General features: G+C 70.0%; 16 protein-coding genes. 1 reads left to right on the top strand and 15 read right to left on the bottom strand.

Going from position 1 to position 16,818, the window contains the following annotated elements; all coding sequences use genetic code 11:
* Positions 1 to 354 precede the first annotated feature (354 nt).
* From ABTZ43_RS00285 to ABTZ43_RS00240, 10 genes are all read right to left on the bottom strand, one after another.
* A complete protein-coding gene (locus ABTZ43_RS00285) occupies positions 355 to 1,110 on the bottom strand; it encodes an endonuclease domain-containing protein (protein WP_350537472.1) in 756 nt (251 codons plus the stop codon).
* 481 nt (positions 1,111 to 1,591) lie between these two features.
* Positions 1,592 to 2,128 carry a helix-turn-helix domain-containing protein gene (locus ABTZ43_RS00280; RefSeq protein ID WP_350537471.1) on the bottom strand — a complete coding sequence of 179 codons (537 nt, stop codon included), beginning with the start codon at positions 2,126 to 2,128 and terminating at the stop codon, positions 1,592 to 1,594.
* Between the two features lie 383 nt (positions 2,129 to 2,511).
* Entirely contained in the window at positions 2,512 to 2,817 is a 306-nt protein-coding gene (rpsN, locus tag ABTZ43_RS00275; RefSeq protein ID WP_017829734.1) for a 30S ribosomal protein S14, read from the bottom strand.
* 3 nt (positions 2,818 to 2,820) lie between these two features.
* A complete protein-coding gene (gene rpmG, locus ABTZ43_RS00270) occupies positions 2,821 to 2,991 on the bottom strand; it encodes a 50S ribosomal protein L33 (protein ID WP_017203558.1) in 171 nt (56 codons plus the stop codon).
* A complete protein-coding gene (rpmB, locus tag ABTZ43_RS00265) occupies positions 2,991 to 3,227 on the bottom strand; it encodes a 50S ribosomal protein L28 (protein ID WP_042540533.1) in 237 nt (78 codons plus the stop codon). The genes rpmG and rpmB overlap by 1 nt, the downstream gene beginning before the upstream one ends.
* 174 nt (positions 3,228 to 3,401) lie before the next feature.
* Complete coding sequence (locus tag ABTZ43_RS00260; RefSeq protein WP_350537470.1) at positions 3,402 to 5,525, bottom strand: alpha-galactosidase; 2,124 nt, start codon at positions 5,523 to 5,525, stop codon at positions 3,402 to 3,404.
* Positions 5,526 to 5,588: 63 nt separating this feature from the next.
* Positions 5,589 to 6,917: an ABC transporter substrate-binding protein gene (locus ABTZ43_RS00255; protein ID WP_350537469.1), complete on the bottom strand. Its 1,329-nt coding sequence runs from the start codon at positions 6,915 to 6,917 to the stop codon at positions 5,589 to 5,591.
* Between the two features lie 113 nt (positions 6,918 to 7,030).
* Positions 7,031 to 7,936: a carbohydrate ABC transporter permease gene (locus tag ABTZ43_RS00250; protein ID WP_188042273.1), complete on the bottom strand. Its 906-nt coding sequence runs from the start codon at positions 7,934 to 7,936 to the stop codon at positions 7,031 to 7,033.
* Entirely contained in the window at positions 7,933 to 8,862 is a 930-nt protein-coding gene (locus ABTZ43_RS00245; protein ID WP_056414789.1) for a carbohydrate ABC transporter permease, read from the bottom strand. Before ABTZ43_RS00245 ends, ABTZ43_RS00250 begins: the two co-directional genes overlap by 4 nt.
* Complete coding sequence (locus ABTZ43_RS00240) at positions 8,859 to 10,868, bottom strand: beta-galactosidase (RefSeq protein WP_350537468.1); 2,010 nt, start codon at positions 10,866 to 10,868, stop codon at positions 8,859 to 8,861. Before ABTZ43_RS00240 ends, ABTZ43_RS00245 begins: the two co-directional genes overlap by 4 nt.
* 141 nt (positions 10,869 to 11,009) lie before the next feature.
* On the opposite strand from ABTZ43_RS00240, the gene ABTZ43_RS00235 reads away from it, so the two are divergent.
* Positions 11,010 to 12,020 (top strand): LacI family DNA-binding transcriptional regulator, encoded by a 1,011-nt coding sequence (locus ABTZ43_RS00235; RefSeq protein ID WP_350537467.1) that lies wholly within the window; start codon positions 11,010 to 11,012, stop codon positions 12,018 to 12,020.
* On the opposite strand, the gene ABTZ43_RS00230 is transcribed toward ABTZ43_RS00235, so the two are convergent.
* From ABTZ43_RS00230 to ABTZ43_RS00210, 5 genes are all read right to left on the bottom strand, one after another.
* A complete protein-coding gene (locus tag ABTZ43_RS00230; protein ID WP_350537466.1) occupies positions 11,960 to 12,688 on the bottom strand; it encodes a DNA-3-methyladenine glycosylase in 729 nt (242 codons plus the stop codon). The genes ABTZ43_RS00235 and ABTZ43_RS00230 overlap by 61 nt on opposite strands.
* Positions 12,689 to 12,693: 5 nt before the next feature.
* Complete coding sequence (locus tag ABTZ43_RS00225) at positions 12,694 to 14,100, bottom strand: hypothetical protein (RefSeq protein ID WP_350537465.1); 1,407 nt, start codon at positions 14,098 to 14,100, stop codon at positions 12,694 to 12,696.
* 460 nt (positions 14,101 to 14,560) lie between these two features.
* A complete protein-coding gene (locus ABTZ43_RS00220) occupies positions 14,561 to 15,373 on the bottom strand; it encodes a TIGR03943 family putative permease subunit (RefSeq protein ID WP_350537464.1) in 813 nt (270 codons plus the stop codon).
* Entirely contained in the window at positions 15,366 to 16,400 is a 1,035-nt protein-coding gene (locus ABTZ43_RS00215) for a permease (protein ID WP_253384787.1), read from the bottom strand. The genes ABTZ43_RS00220 and ABTZ43_RS00215 overlap by 8 nt, the downstream gene beginning before the upstream one ends.
* Positions 16,397 to 16,813: a Fur family transcriptional regulator gene (locus ABTZ43_RS00210; protein ID WP_253384789.1), complete on the bottom strand. Its 417-nt coding sequence runs from the start codon at positions 16,811 to 16,813 to the stop codon at positions 16,397 to 16,399. Before ABTZ43_RS00210 ends, ABTZ43_RS00215 begins: the two co-directional genes overlap by 4 nt.
* Positions 16,814 to 16,818 lie beyond the last annotated feature (5 nt).

Here is a 16,818-nt window from a genome sequence, read left to right as displayed (position 1 = left end):
CGGAGAACTCGGCGTGAGGCGGAACAACAGCGCGACAGCGTCCTCCCGACGGCGAGAAGTCCGCCACAGGCGGAGGCCTCACCGACGGCCTCCCCGTCGGGCGGAGAACTCGGCGTGAGGCGGAACAACAGCGCGACAGCGTCCTCCCGACGGCGAGAAGTCCGCCACAGGCGGAGGCCTCACCGACGGCCTCCCCGACGCGCGGAGAACTCCCCGACGGGCGGAGAGCTCGCGCAAGGAGGTCAGCCCACTGGGGAGAAGTCCGCCCGAGACGGTGCCCCTCACGCCGCGAGGCGGAGAGCTCGGGCCAGGACGTCAGCCCACTGGGGAGAAGTCCGCCCGAGACGGTGCCCCTCACGCCGCGAGATGACGCCGCTGCGCGACAGCGGCGAGAATCAGGCTCTGCACCTCAGGCCATCCGTGCATCAGCTGCTCGTAGCCGATGCGGATCACGTGATACCCCCGGAGCATCAGCTCGGCGTCGTGGGCGATATCGCTCGATCGCTGCGGCCCGACGTGGTGTCCGCCGTCGATCTGGATGACGAGTCTCTCACCGATGAGAAAGTCCACCCGGTGGCCGAGGATCCACACCTGCGGGATGATCGGCACGTCCAGCCATCCGAGCCTCGTCCGGAAGATCGTCTCGGTGCCGGCATCCGCGAACGGCGTCGCCTCGCTCAGCATCCGACGCGCCTGCGGTGTCAACGACGCCTCCGCGAGCACATCCGGGTCCACGACGTGCTGCCGCAGCGCCGACTCCCAGGTCGCGAGCGCGTCTTCGTGCGACTGGCATCGCGACACCAGGATCAGCGCGTTCTCGAGCGAGTCCTCGAGCAGATCCGGGTCTCGCGGAAAGGTCGGCCGACTCCAATGGACGACTCCTCGCGCCGAGTTCGCGTGCCCCGACTTCGCAGGAGCGGCGACGTGGACCGCGGATGCCGACGTCACCCAGAGCCCCTTCCGAGCGCAGAGGGTGACGCAACTGATCACCACGCCTCGCCTGGCTGCAGCGACCAGCATCGGATCCGCACCGCGAACCGCCACCCACCCCCGGCAGACCGAGAACACGCGGCCCTCGCGGACCGCGCGTCGCAGTGCGTGCTCGGTCACCCCGTCTCTCCGCAGGGTCCGAACGCGGGCGACCCCTCCTCTTCCGCCGAGTGCCGCTTCCACATCCATCCGTCGATGATGCCGTTCAGGCAGCATCCGCCCGGACGTGCATCTCAGCATCTGTGGATGACATCGCGGTCGCCCGCCTCGTGCAGGAGCTCTCGTGGACATAGCTCCCGTCCCGACAGGCGGAGAACTCCCCGACAGGCGGAGAGCTCGAGCCAGGAAGTCCGCCCACCGGGGAGAAGTCCGCCCCATGACGAGGGGGTGTCAGCCCGGCGGAGAACTCCCCGACCGGCGGAGAGCTCGAGCCAGGAAGTCCGCCCACCGGGGAGAAGTCCGCCCCATGACGAGGGGCGACCACCCCGGCGGAGAAGTCCGCCCACGGCGGAGCAGTCCGCCCACGGCGGAGCAGTCCGCCCGACGACGCAGGGGGACAGCCTGGCGGAAACCGACGCCCCGGGCGGACGATCCCACCGTGTCAGGGGGCGGCAGGCGTCCCGGAGAGGGCGCCGTCGTCGCCGCGGGCTGTCGCCGCTGCTCGACGCTTGGCCCGGCGGGTGCGCGTCTCCTTCGAGAGCGGATACCGGGCATCGAGACGGGGTTCCAGGACGATGCGGCGCAGTGCCGTGAGGATCGCGTACCCGCCCACCCAGTACGAGAGGAAGAGCACGAGCCCGTATGAGAACGTGAAGCTGAGCAGTGTGCAGACGATCCCCACCCCGACGTACAGCCACGTCCAGGCGTGCGCGATCCGGTCACGCGACGCCTGCTGCTCGTCCGCGCGCTGCTGCAGCGAGTCGACTCGACTGCTGAGCATCTCATCGTCGATCTCGGCGAAGAGGTCTCGCACGGGCACCTGCAGTGCATCCGCGACCAGCGACAGCGTCTCGAGACTCGCGTCCTGCCCGGCCTCCAGCCGCTGCACCGTTCTGAGCCCGACGCCGCTCTCGTTCGCGAGTCGTTCCTGTGTCCATCCCTGCGCCTGGCGCAGTGCGGTGATCCGTGTCGTGTTCATGTTCTCCATGCTCCTCAGCGCCCGCGATCGGCCGCCACGCCACCGGGCCGCCAGTCGGCCGCCACCTGGCCGCCATCAGGCCGCCATCCGCCCGCCGCGTCCGTGATCGTCCCACCCACCGCATCCAGGCGTGTCAGATCACCTTCGCACGGCGACGGCGCTGCCCGCCCGTCCGGCGGCGAACTCCCCCCGTCCGGCGGAGAACTCCCCGTCTGGCGGATGACTTCGGGCCGATGGATCCGCCGACCGGGGAGAAGTCCGCCCATCAGCGGGACAGTCGACCGACCGGGACAGCCGACCCAGCGCGACAGTCGACCGACCGGGGACGGCGAAAGGGGCGAGGATCCGAAGATCCTCGCCCCTTTCGGCTCGTCTGCTGAGACTTACCAGCTCGACTTGGTGACACCGGGCAGCTCGCCACGGTGTGCCATGTCACGGAAGCGGACACGCGAGATGCCGAACTTCGTGAGGACACCGCGGGGGCGGCCGTCGATGACGTCGCGCGAACGCACGCGAGCCGGCGACGCGTTGCGCGGCAGCTTCTGCAGTCCGACGCGTGCGGCCTCGCGGGCCTCGTCGGTGGCGTTCGGGTCGACCAGGGTCTTCTTCAGCTCGGCGCGACGCTCTGCGTAACGCTCGACGATGACCTTGCGCTGCTCGTTGCGAGCGATCTTGCTCTTCTTAGCCATTGATCAACGCTCCTCTCGGAATTCGACGTGCTGACGGATGACCGGGTCGTACTTCTTCAGCACGAGGCGGTCGGGGGTGTTGCGGCGGTTCTTCTTCGTCACGTACGTGTACCCCGTACCTGCCGTCGAGCGCAGCTTGATGATCGGACGTACGTCCTGAGCCTTCTTGGCCATTAGAGCTTCACACCCTTCGCCTGGAGGTCCTTGACCACGTTCTCGATGCCGCGGACGTCGATCACCTTGATGCCCTTGGCGGACACGTTGAGGGTGATCTTACGACCGAGCGATGCGACGAAATAGGTCTTCTTCTGCACGTTCGGGTCGAAGCGACGCTTCGTCCGGCGGTGCGAGTGCGAGACGTTGTGACCGAAGCCGGGAACAGCTCCTGTCACCTGGCACACTGCTGCCATGATGTGACTCCTTCTATACCGTGAGGCCGGACGGCCCCACCCAAGATCCCTTGTCTGCGCGCCACCCCCCATCGCCGCCCGTCGACAAGCTCAGGGATCGGAACAGAGGGGGGAGCACACGAACTGCGCACAGGAGTGTGCACAGACAAGGAGTCAGTCTAGCACGGCGGATGCTCAGAGCCGGACGGCGTCGAGCAGCAGCGCCGACCCCGGTGCCAGCAGCGGCAGCGGCACGCCCACGGTCTCGAGGAACGCACCGGTGGCCTCGATCCCGGCGTCGAGCCACGCGGGGTCCGCGACCTGGTGCCGCGTGACCGCCCCGAGGTCCTCGCGCACCCGAAGCCGATACCGCTCCCCCGCCTGCAGGCCCGGGATGCGCGTGCGCGGCGTGAACCCGTCGACCGACGTGCCCAGCCGCACCCAGGCGAACACCCCGCGCGAACCGTCGGGGGCGACGACCCCGTGCAGAAGGGTCTCGTCGTCGACCTCGTCGCTGCGCACCGTGATGCCCGAGTGCAGCAGCGGTCGCAGCTCGCGGTAGAGCGCCGTCCAGCGGGTGAGCGCCGCGAGCTCCTCCGGCGTGCACCGGGTGATGTCCCACTCGATGCCGGCGTGACCGAACAGCGCGGTCGTCATGCGGAACGGCAGCGATGCGGCGCGATGCGTCGTCTCGGCGATCGCGGGTCCGACATGCGAGCCCACCACCTCGGGCGGCACGAGGGTTCCCGTCCAGCGCTGGATGCGCTGACGTTCGACGGGGTCGTTCGAGTCGGAGGCCCACACCCGCTGCGTGCGCTGCAGGACACCGAGATCGACGCGGGCGCCTCCGCTCGCGCACGACTCGATCTCGAGCGCCGGATGCCGCTCGTGCAGCGCATCGAGCAGCGCGTAGAACGCCGTCGTCTGGGCGTGCACCGAGGCGCGTCCGGTGTGCGGGGAGACCGCGGCGTGCAGGTCGCGGTTGTGGTCCCACTTGATGAAATCGACCCCGATCTCCGCCACCAGGGCGCTCAGGCGCTCGAGCAGGTGGGCCGCGGCATCCGGGTTCGCGAGGTCGAGCACCTTCTGGTGCCGCCAGGTGGGCGAGTCGGGCGAGGCCTGCAGGACCCAGTCCGGATGCCGCGCAGCGAGCTCCGAGACCGGATTGACCATCTCGGGCTCGAACCAGAGCCCGAACTGCATCCCGAGTCCGTGCACGTGATCGGCGAGGGGACGGAGGCCATCGGGCCACTTGGCGTCATCGATGTACCAGTCGCCCAACCCGGAGCGATCGTCCGGCCTGCCGCGGAACCAGCCGTCGTCGAGCACGAATCGCTCGACGCCGACGGATGCGGCGGCCTCGGCGAGAGCCGTGATCTTCGCCGGGTCGTGGTCGAAGTAGACCGCCTCCCAGGTGTTGAGCACGAGGGGGCGCGGCGTCTCGGGGTGCCCGGGCAGCGCCCGAGCGGTCCGATGCAGGCGCGCGGACACCGAGTCGAGCCCGGACTCGCCGTAGGCGAGGTACACCCGCGGCGACACATACGTCTCGCCCGCGCCGAGCCGGATCTCGCCGGGCAGCAGCAGCTCTCCGCCGCCGAGCACCGCGCCGTGCACGCCGGCACCCTCGGGGAGCCTCTCGACCCCCACCTCGAGGTCGCCGCTCCACGCGACGTGGGCTGCCCACAGCTCGCCACGGCGGAAGCCGAACCCGTCGGTGCCGAGCACGGTGAGGTAGGGGGCGTCGTGTCCGCCGCGTCCGCGACGCACCTGTCGCAGATGCGCGCCGTGGCGCAGCGTGCCGCGCTGCGGACGGCGCTCGCCCGTCCAGCGTCCGGTGTGGTCGAGCACCTCCGTCGCGTGCGCGGGGATCGGCAGCAGCACGCGTGCGGCGAGCAGGTCGAGTGGGGCGGCGTCGGGGTCGGCCGTGCTGGTGACCGTCACCTGCGCGGTCAGCACTCCGGCGGCGTCGAGGTCGAGGTCGAGGGCCACGGCGGCGCCGGCTGCGGCATCCGCGAAGCGTCCGCGCAGCGAGGACGCCGTGGACTCCCACTCCCCCACGCGCAGGAGCGGGGCGCTGTGCAGGCCGTCCCGGTGCCAGGCGAGCGCGGGGGCGCCGGACCAGCCGTCGACCTCGACGGGCAGCAGCGGGAGCGTGCGCGACGCGTCGAAGGAGCTGAAGGTCACCGACCCGCTCGAGGTCTCCGCGAGCACGTCGAGGTCGGCGGGATGCAGCGCCGCGCCCCAGTGCAGCAGGCGCGCGGTGGCCGTGTCGACGACCACGCTCACGCCGGCCGAGGTCAGGTGGACGAGTGCGCTCATTGCCGCTCCAGACGAAGAAAGGGAGGCCCGCCCGTGAGCATACGGGCGGGCCTCCGTGGGGTGTTACTCCGTGACGGGGATCGACGCCGCCTTGAGCGCGTCGACGGTCGCCGTCTGACCCTTCTCGATCGCATCGAGCAGCGTGCCGCTGCCCGAGACCGCGGCCTTGAAACCGTCGGAGACGTCGGAGTAGGTCTGGGTCATGGTCGGACCCCAGGCGAAGTCCGGCGAGACCTGAGTCGCGGCGTCGGCGAAGACGTCGTAGATCTTCTGTCCGCCGTAGAAGTCGACGCCGTCGGCGAAGACCGGCAGCGTCAGCCCGTCGGTGGTGGCCGGGTAGAGGTTGGCGGCGTCCGCGAGCGCGGTCAGCGCCTCGTCCGAGGTGTTGAGCCACAGCGCGAACTTCGTCGCCTCGTACACGTGCTCGCTGCCCTTGAGGACGGCGGTCGACGATCCGCCCCAGTTGCCTGCGGCGGTGCCGCCGGCCTGCCACTGCGGCAGCGGTGCGACAGACCAGTCGCCTGCCGTGTCGGGTGCGCCGCTGGAGATGGAGTTGGCGCCCCAGACGGCGGAGTTCCAGGTCCAGACCTGTCCGGAGTTGTAGGCGTTGTTCCACTCGTCCGTCCACGCGGGCACGGTGGCCACGAGGTCGTCGTCGAGCATGCTCTGCCAGAACTCGGCGACCGTCGTGGTGGCGTCATCGGCCAGCGAGACCGTCCACCCCTTGTCGTCGCTCGAGAACCACTGCGCGCCGTCCTGCCAGGCGAAGCCGGCGAACTGGTTGATGTCGGACTGCGAGAAGTTCGTGATGTAGCCGCCCAGGTCGCGGATCTTCACGGCGGCGTCGCGGTACTCGTCCCACGTGGTCGGGATCGCGATGCCGTTCTGCTCGAACAGGTCGGCACGGTAGAACAGCGCCATGGGACCGGTGTCCTGCGGGATGCCGTAGACGCTGTCGGTGCCGAGGGTGACCTGACCCCAGGCCCAGTCGACGAACTGGTCCTCGGCGGCGACGACGTCTTCGCACGCGCTGAGGTCCTCGACGCCGTCCTGCACGAGGAAGTTCGGCAGGGCGTCGTACTCGATCTGGCCGAGATCGGGGGCGTCGCCCGCCTTGATCTGGTTGAAGAAGTTCTGGTACGTGCCGCCGTTGCCGTTCGGCCCGGTCTGCACATCGACCTGGATCTCGGGGTTGGCGTCGTTCCAGATCTTCACGACGTCTTCGATGCCGGGGATCCAGGAGGTGAACTCCAGCGTGACGTCGCCGTCCGCCGGGGTGCAGGCGACGGCCGCGTCGCCTCCGGTGCTGTCTCCGCCGCCGGCGGAGCAGCCTGCGAGCGCGAACGCCGAGATGGCGATGACGGCCGCTGCTTTCTTCTTCGAATGCTGCATTTCGATCCCTTTCGTGGATGCGATGTGTGGTGGTGCGGTGTTGCGAGGGTGGTGCGGTGTTGAGGGTGGTGCGGTGGTGCGGGTCGCCCGGGAGTGGCCGGACGACCGCCTGCTCACTTCAGGGCGCCGGCGCCCAGTCCGTTGCGCCAGAAGCGCTGGAGCAGGAGGAAGGTCACGATCAGCGGGATGACCGACAGCAGAGCGCCGATCAGCACGAGACCGCGGAGTTCAGGCAGCTGGTTCAGCTGGTTGTTCCAGTTGTAGAGACCGAAGACGACCGGGAAGAGGTCCTCGGACCGGAGCATGATCATCGGCAGGAAGAAGTTGTTCCAGATGGCCACGAACTGGAAGAGGAACATCGTCACCAGCGCGGGGGTCATCAGACGGACGCTGACGGTGAAGAACGTGCGGATCTCGCCCGCGCCGTCGAGCCGGCTCGCCTCGAGCAGCTCGTCGGGCACCGAGGAGGCGGCGAAGATCCGTGCCAGGTACACGCCGAACGGACTGACGATCGAGGGGAGGAAGACCGACCAGAAGGTGTTGGTGAGCTGCGCCTGGCTGAAGAGGAGGAACAGCGGCAGCGCGAGCGCGGTCGCCGGCACGAGCACGCCGCCGAGGACGATGTCGAACAGCAGGTCGCGACCGGGGAAGCGGTACTTCGCCAGGGCGTAGCCGGCCATCGCGGCGAGCAGGGTGGCGATCGCGCCGCCGAGGGCCGCGTAGAGCACCGAGTTCATCAGCCAGCGCAGGTAGACGCCGTCGCGGTAGGCGAAGAGCTCCGCGATGTTGTCGAACAGGTGGAAGTCGGCGAACCACAGCGGTGCGGTGGTGAGGATGTCGCCGGTCTCCTTGCTCGATGCGACGAGCAGCCACCACAGCGGCAGCAGGAAGTAGACCGTGAAGACGGCCATGATCAGCATGGCGCCGGTGCGCGAGATGCCCGATTCCCGAGCGGACCGCGGTCGCGAGCCGCTGCCGCGCGACGAGCGGGAGGGGGCGACGATCGACATGGTGCTCATGCGTTCTGCTCCTTGCGCTGCATGTACTTCATGAACCCGAACGACAGCAGGAACGTCGTCACGGCGAGCACGACCGAGAACGCGGCCGCCAGGTTGGTGTTGGGGATGGATGCCGTGGCGTAGACGGTCATGTTCGGCGTGAACGTGCTCGTCACGGCCGAGCTGAAGGACCGGAAGACCTGCGGCTCGGCGAGCAGCTGCAGAGTGCCGATGATCGAGAAGATCGCCGTCATCACGATCGCGGGGCGCACCAGCGGGATCTTGATCGACCAGGCGATGCGCCACTGGCTGGCGCCGTCCAGGCGCGCGGCCTCGTACAGCTCCTGCGGGATCGACAGCAGCGCCGAGTAGATGATCAGCATGTTGTAGCCGACGTAGACCCAGGTGACCACATTCGCGATCGACCACAGCACGAGGTCGGCGCCGAGGAAGTCGATGTTCTTGGTGATGGCGGTGAACGGCGACAGGTTGGGCGAGAACAGGGAGCCCCACATGATCGCGGCGATCACGCCAGGCACCGCGTACGGCACGAAGAACGCGAGACGGAAGAAGCGCTTGCCGCGCACGAGCGGCGAGTCCAGCAGCAGGGCGAACAGCAGCGCGAGCCCGAGCATGACCGGCACCTGCACGACGCCGAACATGAGCATCCGGCCCATCGAGCTCCAGAACGCCTCGTTCTGGAAGACGAGCGCGTACTGGGCGAATCCGCCGAACACCTGCTCGGCCTTGCCGAACGTCCCCTCGCGCTTCACGACGAGCAGCGACTGCCAGAAGGCGTACGCGATGGGCACGACGTAGAAGAGGACGAAAAGGACGCCGAAGGGCACGATCAGGAACGCGATGGCGCCCTTGTGCGGGATCCGTCGGCGGCGGCCCGGCGCCTGAGGCGCCGAGGCGACCGCCGGAGCGGTGAGCGTGGTGGTCATACATCCTCCTTGATGATGCGGACGGCCCCGGCGGGCACGAAGCCCGTCGCAGGGGCGTCGGTGACGAGGTCGTGGCCGGTGGCGGAGATCTCGGCTCCGGAGTCGCCGTGGTTGATGACGAACAGGAAGCTCCCCGCATCACCCGAGCGTCGGACGATCTCGACGTCGCGGTTCGCGCCGGGATGCGCGACGACGCCCGCGGTGTCGGCGAGGCGGGCGACGAGGTCGCGGTAGGCGATGCGGTCGGGCTGCGTGGCGACGAACCACGCCTCGCCGTCGCCGGCGGTGCGGCGGGTCAGGGCGGGGCCGCCGGCCGACGGCCCGTCGGCGAACGAGGCCACGACCTCGGCATCCGTCGCCCGCAGCCTCTCGGACCACACCGAGCCGCTCGTGCCGTCGGTGAGGAACACGGTCTCGTCGGCGCGCAGCGGGGCGAACTCCTCCGAGCGGATGCCGAGCAGGTCGCGGAACGCGCCGGGGTAGCCGCCGGTGCGCACGCGGTCCTGCTCGTCGACGATGCCGCTGAAGAACGTGATGAGCGCCGTGGCGCCGTTCTCGACCGCGCGGGTGAGGGCGGCCGCATCCGCGTCGCTGAGCAGGTGCAGGGCGGGGACGATCAGCAGACGGTAGCCGTCGAGGGAGCCGCCGGGGCGTACGACGTCGGTGGTGACGCCGGCATCCGCCAGCGCAGCGTGCGCGGCGTGCACCTGACCGAGGTAGGTGAGCCCCTCGCTCGGTCGCCCCTCGTTCTCGGTGGCCCACCAGCTCTCCCAGGAGAAGAGCAGTGCGGCGTCGGCGGTGACCCGAGTGCCCGCGACCTCGCCGAGACGCTCGAGCAGGCCGCCGAGCGCGACGGCCTCGCGCCACTGGTCGGAGTCCTCGCCCGCGTGCGGCACGAGCGCGGTGTGGTACTTCTCGGCGCCCTGGGTCGAGGCGCGCCACTGGAAGAAGCAGATGCCGTCGGCACCGCGCGCGACGTGCGCGGCGACATTGCGCTGCAGCTCGCCGGGGGCCTTGGCGAGGTTGTAGGGCTGCCAGTTCACGGCGCCGGTGGAGGTCTCCATCAGCAGCCACGGCGCACCCTGGGCGAGTCCGCGGGTGAGGTCGGCGGCGAACGAGAGCTCGCCGCGCGGGTCGTCGAGGCGACGGTCGAGATAGTGGTCGTTGGCGATCAGATCCATCTCGCCCGCCCACGTCCAGTAGTCGAGGTTGCGGATGTGAGCGGTGACCATGAAGTTCGTCGTGACCGGCACGTCGCTGCGCTCGCGCAGGATGGCGGCCTCGGCGCGGTAGAGCGCGAGCTGCTCGTCGGAGCTGAAGCGCTGGAAGTCGAGGATCTGACCGGGGTTGCGCAGCGACAGCGCCTGGGCGGGTACGCGCACGTCGCCGAAGTCGCTGTACCGCTGGCTCCAGAACGTCGTCCCCCACGCCCGGTTGAGCGCGTCGATGTCGTCGTAGCGGTCGCGCAGCCATCCGCGGAACGCCTCGGCGCTCGTGTCGCAGTAGCAGAGCGCGTTGTGGCAGCCCAGCTCGTTCGACACGTGCCAGAGCGACACGGCGGGGTGGTCGCCGTAGCGCTCGACCACACGGGTGACGACCTCGGCGGCGTAGGCGCGGAAGACCGGCGAGCTCGGGCAGTAGCCCTGACGTCCGCCCTGCTGGAAGACCGTGCCGTCGTCGCCGACCGGAAGGATCTCGGGATGCCGGGCGGTGACCCACGGTGCGGGCGACGCCGTGCCGGTGCCGAGGTTGATGCGGATGCCGCCCTCGTGCAGGAGGCCGATGATCTCGTCGAGCGCATCGAAGTCCCACACGCCCTCGGCCGGGTTGATCGACGACCAGCCGAAGATGTTGATCGCCACGAGTCCGACGCCGGCCTGCTGCATGAGGCGCACGTCGTCGGGCCACACGCTGCGATCCCACTGCTCGGGGTTGTAGTCGCATCCGAAGACGAGGCCGCTCCCTGCGGAGAGGGAGGCGATGCGGTCGGACACTGCGGCGGCCATGCGGTGACGCTCCTTTGCGGTTCATGTGTGCACGTGCACAGTAGACGCGGCGAAAGAAGCGGGTCAGATTTCTGTGAACGTGCACACATCGTCGCATGGCGAGACGAATCGCGTCAAGTCGGGGTCGCTAGGCTGTCGATCATGAGTACTTCCGCGCGCCGCCGCAGCACTGTGCACGACGTGGCGCGCGTGGCCGGGGTGTCGCGGGGAACCGTGAGTCGCGTGATCAACGGCGGCTACGTCTCGGACTCCGCCCGCAACGCGATCGAAGAGGCGATCCGCGAGGTCGGCTACGTGCCGAACACGGCCGCCCAGAACCTCGTCCGCCAGCGCACGCAGGCCATCGCCTTCATCGTGCATGAGCCGCACGCACTGTTCCTGGAAGACCCCAACATCGGCGCGATCATGCTCGGCACGAACGAGACGCTGTCCGAGGCCGATTACCAGATGGTGTGCCTGGTCGTGGACTCGGTGCGCGACACCGAGCGCGTCGCGCGGTATCTCAACGGCGGCTTCGTCGACGGGGCCGTCATCGTCTCCGCCCGCGCGCAGGACCCGATCACCAAGGCCGTCATGCGCCTCGACCTTCCGGTGGCCTACGTCGGACACCCACCCGATGTGGATGCCGCCTGGGTCGGCGTCGACAACCGCGGCGCCGCCCGGGCCGTCACGTCACGACTGCTCGAGACCGGACGCACGCGGGTCGCGATGATCGCCGCCGCCCTCGACCGCGACTCGGGCACCGATCGTCTCGCCGGCTTCACCGACGCGCTGGGCGCGCGCTTCGATCCGTTCCTCGTCGAGGAGGTGCCGCTGTACTCCTATGCCGACGGCGCGGCCGCGATGGCCAGGCTGCTCGAGCGCGCGCCCGACATCGACGGCGTGTTCGCGGCGTCGGATGCGGTCGCCGCCGGCGCCATGGGCGCCCTGCGCGACGCCGGGCGACGGGTGCCGGAGGACGTGGGCGTGATCGGCTTCGACAACAGCTCGTGGGCGACGCGCACCACCCCGCAGCTCTCGACCGTCGACCAGCCGGCCGAGGGGCTCGGCGCGGCTGCGGCGGCATCCGTCCTCGCGCAGCTGCGCGACGATCAGCGACCGCGCGAGGGCATCCTGCTGCCGACGCCCGTGGTGTGGAGGGACTCTGCCTGAGCGCCCCTCCCCCAGCGGAACGGCGAGACCGTCGCGTCGCCGGAGATCCAGAAGCGCCAGGGGAACGCCTCGGTCCCCGCGACCCCCGCGACGCCGACGCGCGGCCCGGTCGCGACGTCGGTGATCGGCTCGTCGCGCAGCCACAGCTCAGCGCGCGCCCCCTCGAACTCCGCGCCGGTGATCGCGTCGATGCCGTCGTGGATCGGATGCCGCAGCCCCACCGCCTGGCCGAATCGACCGGGTCCGCGCGCGAGGTCGCGCAGTGCCGTGCGGGTCAGGGACGTCGCCACGCGGCGGCGCACCGCGACGGCATCCGCCCCGTCGACGACCTCGCCCGCGCGCATCAGGATTCCGCCCGCCTGCCCCTCGGGCCCGCACACGACGTTCACGCACGAGTGGATGCCGTGGCTCAGGTAGACGTACAGGTGGCCCGGCTCGCCCCACATCGTGGCGTTGCGTGCGGTGCGGCCCATGCGCGCGTGCGAGCCGGGATCGGCCTGCGGGCCGGTGCCCTGCCCGTGGTACGCCTCCACCTCCGTCAGTCGCACACGCACCTCCGCGCCGGCGACGAGTGTGCGCAGCTCGCCGCCGAGCAGCCGCGGGGCGACCTCGGCGGCGAGTCCGCTCAGCTCGGCGCGGCTTGCTCGATGCAGGGCATCCGAGGACATGAGGGTCAGAACTGGGGAGCGGTCTGGCACCACGAGGCGTCGAAGCCGGTGAGGGCCACGATCTCATCTCCGGTGCGCAGATCGAGCAGGTGCGTCTCGAGCTTCTGCGGCAGCGGCAGCAGCATCTGGTCGTAGGGGTTGTCGGTCAGATCCGGGGCGATCACGACGGCGGCGTACTGCCCGCTGGGTGAGGCGCAGGCCTGCAGGATCGAGTCCGACGAGTCGACCTCGGCGAGCTTGGTGGCCTTTCCGTCGTCGTCGACGCGCACCACCGCCTGGCCGCTGGGGATCCCGTTCTCATCGCGCGCGACCACATGGCGCAGCGTGCCGCCGGGGAACGGCGTGATCGTGGTCGCCGTGCCGTAGTCCGGGTCGGACGGCTCCAGCGGCACCTCCGTGCCGTCGGCGAGGTTCAGCTCGACCACCGTTCCGTCGAGCCGTTCGACGATGGCCGTGTAGGTGCCCCGGGAGATGCCCTGGATCGTCGTCGCGAGTCCGAGGGACTGCACCCCCGCGTCGGTCGAGCGGTCGACCAGCGACAGCGCCCCGTCGAAGTCGATGAACAGCACCGCCGCGCTGTCCGGCACGAACTGCCAGACGAAGATGTTCGCCTCCTTGTCGCCGACCTCGGTCACCACGGGCTCGTCGTCGCCGCTGAGCGACTGGGTGACGAGCACGCTCGCGCGCCCCTCGGTGTCGGTGAGTTTCTTGTCGGAGTAGCTGTACCCCACGTAGCCGCCGCGATCCGAGACCTGGATCGCCCCGACGAAGCCGACGCCCGGCAGGTCGAGCTCGCGCGGGTTCTTGCCGTCGCGATCCATGACGAGCAGCTTCGAGCCCTCGGCCTCCTCGATCGACACCACGAGCTGCGACGAGGTCGCACGGAAGTCGTTGATCTTGTCGGCGGTGAACACCTTGACGCCCTCGCCGGCGAGGTCGGTGCGGAAGATCGAGTCGTCTCCATCGGGGTCACGTTGCAGCAGGAACAGCGCGGATGCCGGCGTCGAGAAGCTGGTGGTCAGCGTCGACGAGGGTCCACCGCCCGCCCCCACGGCGTCGGCGACGCTCACGGTGTAGTCGGTGTCGTCGTCGAGCGGCACGGTGAAGCGGATGCCGATGCCCCGGCCCGCCGCATCGAGGGTGAACGGCACCGCGGGTTCGACCGTCACCTGGGATTCGTCGATCGCCGCGAGCGACTGGTTGGCCGTGAGGATGACGCGACTGCCCGACGACTCGATCGCCTCTTTCGGGTTCACCTGCACCTCGGTGATGCGCGGCCCCTGCGTCAGGCTGACGAACCCGAGCGTGCCGCCGACGAGGACGAGCACGCCCAGCACCGCGGCGAGGGCGAACAGGAAGCGTCGGTCGCGCGGAGCGGCGGGGCTCGGCTGCGCCGCTCCGGGGGCCGACACGCCAGATCTCGGACCCTTTTGCGGCCTACGTCCGACATGTGGCGTGGCTGCCCCCGATACCGGAAGGGTGTCGGGTGCGGAAACGGCGGTGGGAGAGGAGGCGGCGGGAGAGGAGGCGGTGACGGGAGGCGAGGCGGCGGCGGGAGGGGCGGCGGTGGCGGGAGTCTCGGCCTCGGCAGCAAAAGGGGTCCCGGCCTCGACAGCAGACGTCCCGGCCTCGGCGGCGGGGGCCGACACGCCAGATGTCGGACCCTTCTGCGGACTACGTCCGACATGTGGCGTGTCGGCCCCCGAAATGGGGAGGGTCGCGTCGTCCGCTGCCGCTGCCGCCGCCGCAGCGGTTGCTGTTGCCGCTGCTGCGGCCTCAGCCTCGCGGGCGGCCCGCATCTCGGCCCTCGTGCGCGGCACGTCGGGAACGTCAGGAACGTCAGGAACGTCGGGAACGTCGGGTCGCTGATCGTCAGTACTCATACGGGTCCCGCGGCTCGTCGATCGCCGTCACCGTGGTCGGTTCGACGTGCAGCGATCCGTCGACGTCGGCCTTCACCGTGCCCTCGACCTGCACCCACTGACCGGTGGAGTACTCGCCCGCCTCGATCGTCACGGGCAGCGTCGCGGGCTGTGCGTCGATGACGCAGTGCGTGATGACCAGGCGTGTGAGGTTCACGCCGTCGGCATCCGTCGGCGTGACGAACCCCGTGAGGGTGACGGTCTTGCCGTCGTACGCCGCGGTGTTGGTGGCCGTCGCGAACACGCTCGCCCAGTCGCCCACACCGAAGGTGGAGGTGTCGGCCACGCCGAGGGTCACGTCGTCCGCGCCCGCGAAGAGCGCCGTCTGCTCTCCCCCCCGCGACATCGCGAGCTCGACCGACAGCGACGCGGGAGGCAGCACGAGCGCGGCGATCACGACACCGGATGCCACGACGCCGCCGGTCACCGTGCCGGCCAGCGCGAGGGTGCGGCGGGGCGTGGACGCGGCATCCGGATGCTCCGATGACTCCGCGGCCGCATGCCCGTGATCGTGCCCGTGATCGCCCTCTTCGCCGAGCGGCAGCGCGAACGACCAGATCGCGCCCGCGATGGTCACGACGGCAGCGGTGCACGCGAACCAGATCGACTCGGGGCTGATGTAGAGATTCAGTCGACCGGTGAACCCGAGGCCGAGCGTCACGACGGCGACGAGCGTGGCCAGGCCGATGCCCAGCCAACGGCTGCCGAGTGCCCGGCGTCGGTCGACGCGGTCGTGGGTGCGGTCGTGCGCGCGGTCAGACAAAGACGTTCACCCCGATCCCGATCGCGAAGGCGGCGAACACGACGACGCCGACGATGCCGACGAGCGTGCGGGTGGTGAAGGTGGTGCGCATCAGCGCGAGCATCTTCACGTCGACGAGGGGGCCGACGAGCAGGAACGCCACCAGGGCACCCGACGAGAAGGTCGAGGCGAAGGAGAGCGCGAAGAACGCGTCGACGTTCGAGCAGATGGCGACCGTCATCGCGAGGGCCATCATCGCGAGGATCGACAGTACCGGGTTCGAGCCGATGGCCAGCAGCACGTCGCGCGGGATCAGCACCTGCACGGCTCCGGCGAGTGCCGATCCGATGATGAGCGCGGGCATCACGGCGCGCAGTTCGACGAGGAACTGCGTGAGGCTGCGGCGCACCGGCGTGCCGTGCTCGTGGGTGACGCGGTCGCACGTGTCGACGAATCGCTGCGTGAGCATGGCGTTCGGGTCGGGGTGACGGCTGTAGATCCAGCCGATGAGGTTGGCGATCAGGTAGCCGCCGATCAGACGGGCCACGAGGATGCCGTCATCGAAGCCGAACGCCGCGTGCGTGGTGAGGATGACGATCGGGTTCACGATCGGCGCGGCGATGAGGAAGGTCATGGCCTCGGCCGGCGCGAGTCCGCGCATCATGAGCCCGCGCGCGAACGGCACGTTGCCGCATTCGCACACCGGGATGAGCATGCCCAGCAGCGACAGCACCGCACGACGGGCCCAGGCGCGCTTCGGCAGCCAGCGGTGGATGACGTCGGCGGGCAGCCACACCTGCACCACGATCGAGAGCAGCACGCCGAGGACCACGAACGGCAGCGCCTCGATCAGCACGCTCATCGCGAGCGTCAGGCCGTCCTGGGCCCTGGCGGGAAGGCTGGCGGTGAACAGCTCGGGCAGGAACCGGTCCACGAGGAACAGCGCGACCACCAGGGCCGCACCGAGTGCGACGCCGACCCACGGCGAGCGCGGCGACCGAGAGAGTCGTTGCGGGTGCGGGGTGTGGGTGGCGGTCGGGGCGCTCACGCGGTCGCTGCCTCTTCGGCGTCGCGCTTGTTGGTGCAGGAGGCGCACAGGCCGAAGATGTCGACGACGTGCGCGGCATCCGTGAACCCGTGCAGTGCCGCGGTGCGATGCGCCCACTGCTCGACGTCGGTCGCCTCGATCTCGACGGTGAGCCCGCAGTTGCGGCAGATCAGATGGTGGTGGTGGCCCTGCGTGGTGCAGGCGCGATACAGCGCCTCGCCCTCGGGGCTCTGCAGCGAGTCGGCGTCGCCGGCAGCCGCGAGTCCGGCGAGCGCACGGTAGACCGTCGCGAGCCCGATGCCGGTGTTCTCGTCGCGCAGCCCGGCGTGCAGGTTCTGCGCGCTGACGAAGCCGCGCGCATCGGCGAGAGCTTCGCGCACGCGCTCGCGCTGCCAGGTGTTCCGCTGAGCCATACCCA

Origin of the sequence: Microbacterium sp. NPDC097977 (genome assembly GCF_040302605.1) — a bacterium.
Lineage (GTDB): Bacteria > Actinomycetota > Actinomycetes > Actinomycetales > Microbacteriaceae > Microbacterium.
The sequence above is the reverse complement of the archived record's forward strand: the minus strand, read 5'-3'. Positions and strand labels throughout refer to the sequence as shown.

Excerpts from the sequence above, each read along its gene's own strand:
- ABTZ43_RS00280 (WP_350537471.1), bottom strand. The coding sequence starts at position 2,128 with ATGAACACGACACGGATCACCGCACTGCGCCAGGCGCAGGGATGGACA.
- rpsN (WP_017829734.1), bottom strand. The coding sequence starts at position 2,817 with ATGGCTAAGAAGAGCAAGATCGCTCGCAACGAGCAGCGCAAGGTCATC.
- rpmG (WP_017203558.1), bottom strand. The coding sequence starts at position 2,991 with ATGGCCAAGAAGGCTCAGGACGTACGTCCGATCATCAAGCTGCGCTCG.
- rpmB (WP_042540533.1), bottom strand. The coding sequence starts at position 3,227 with ATGGCAGCAGTGTGCCAGGTGACAGGAGCTGTTCCCGGCTTCGGTCAC.
- ABTZ43_RS00260 (WP_350537470.1), bottom strand. The coding sequence starts at position 5,525 with ATGAGCGCACTCGTCCACCTGACCTCGGCCGGCGTGAGCGTGGTCGTC.
- ABTZ43_RS00255 (WP_350537469.1), bottom strand. The coding sequence starts at position 6,917 with ATGCAGCATTCGAAGAAGAAAGCAGCGGCCGTCATCGCCATCTCGGCG.
- ABTZ43_RS00250 (WP_188042273.1), bottom strand. The coding sequence starts at position 7,936 with ATGAGCACCATGTCGATCGTCGCCCCCTCCCGCTCGTCGCGCGGCAGC.
- ABTZ43_RS00245 (WP_056414789.1), bottom strand. The coding sequence starts at position 8,862 with ATGACCACCACGCTCACCGCTCCGGCGGTCGCCTCGGCGCCTCAGGCG.
- ABTZ43_RS00240 (WP_350537468.1), bottom strand. The coding sequence starts at position 10,868 with ATGGCCGCCGCAGTGTCCGACCGCATCGCCTCCCTCTCCGCAGGGAGC.
- ABTZ43_RS00235 (WP_350537467.1), top strand. The coding sequence starts at position 11,010 with ATGAGTACTTCCGCGCGCCGCCGCAGCACTGTGCACGACGTGGCGCGC.
- ABTZ43_RS00230 (WP_350537466.1), bottom strand. The coding sequence starts at position 12,688 with ATGTCCTCGGATGCCCTGCATCGAGCAAGCCGCGCCGAGCTGAGCGGA.
- ABTZ43_RS00210 (WP_253384789.1), bottom strand. The coding sequence starts at position 16,813 with ATGGCTCAGCGGAACACCTGGCAGCGCGAGCGCGTGCGCGAAGCTCTC.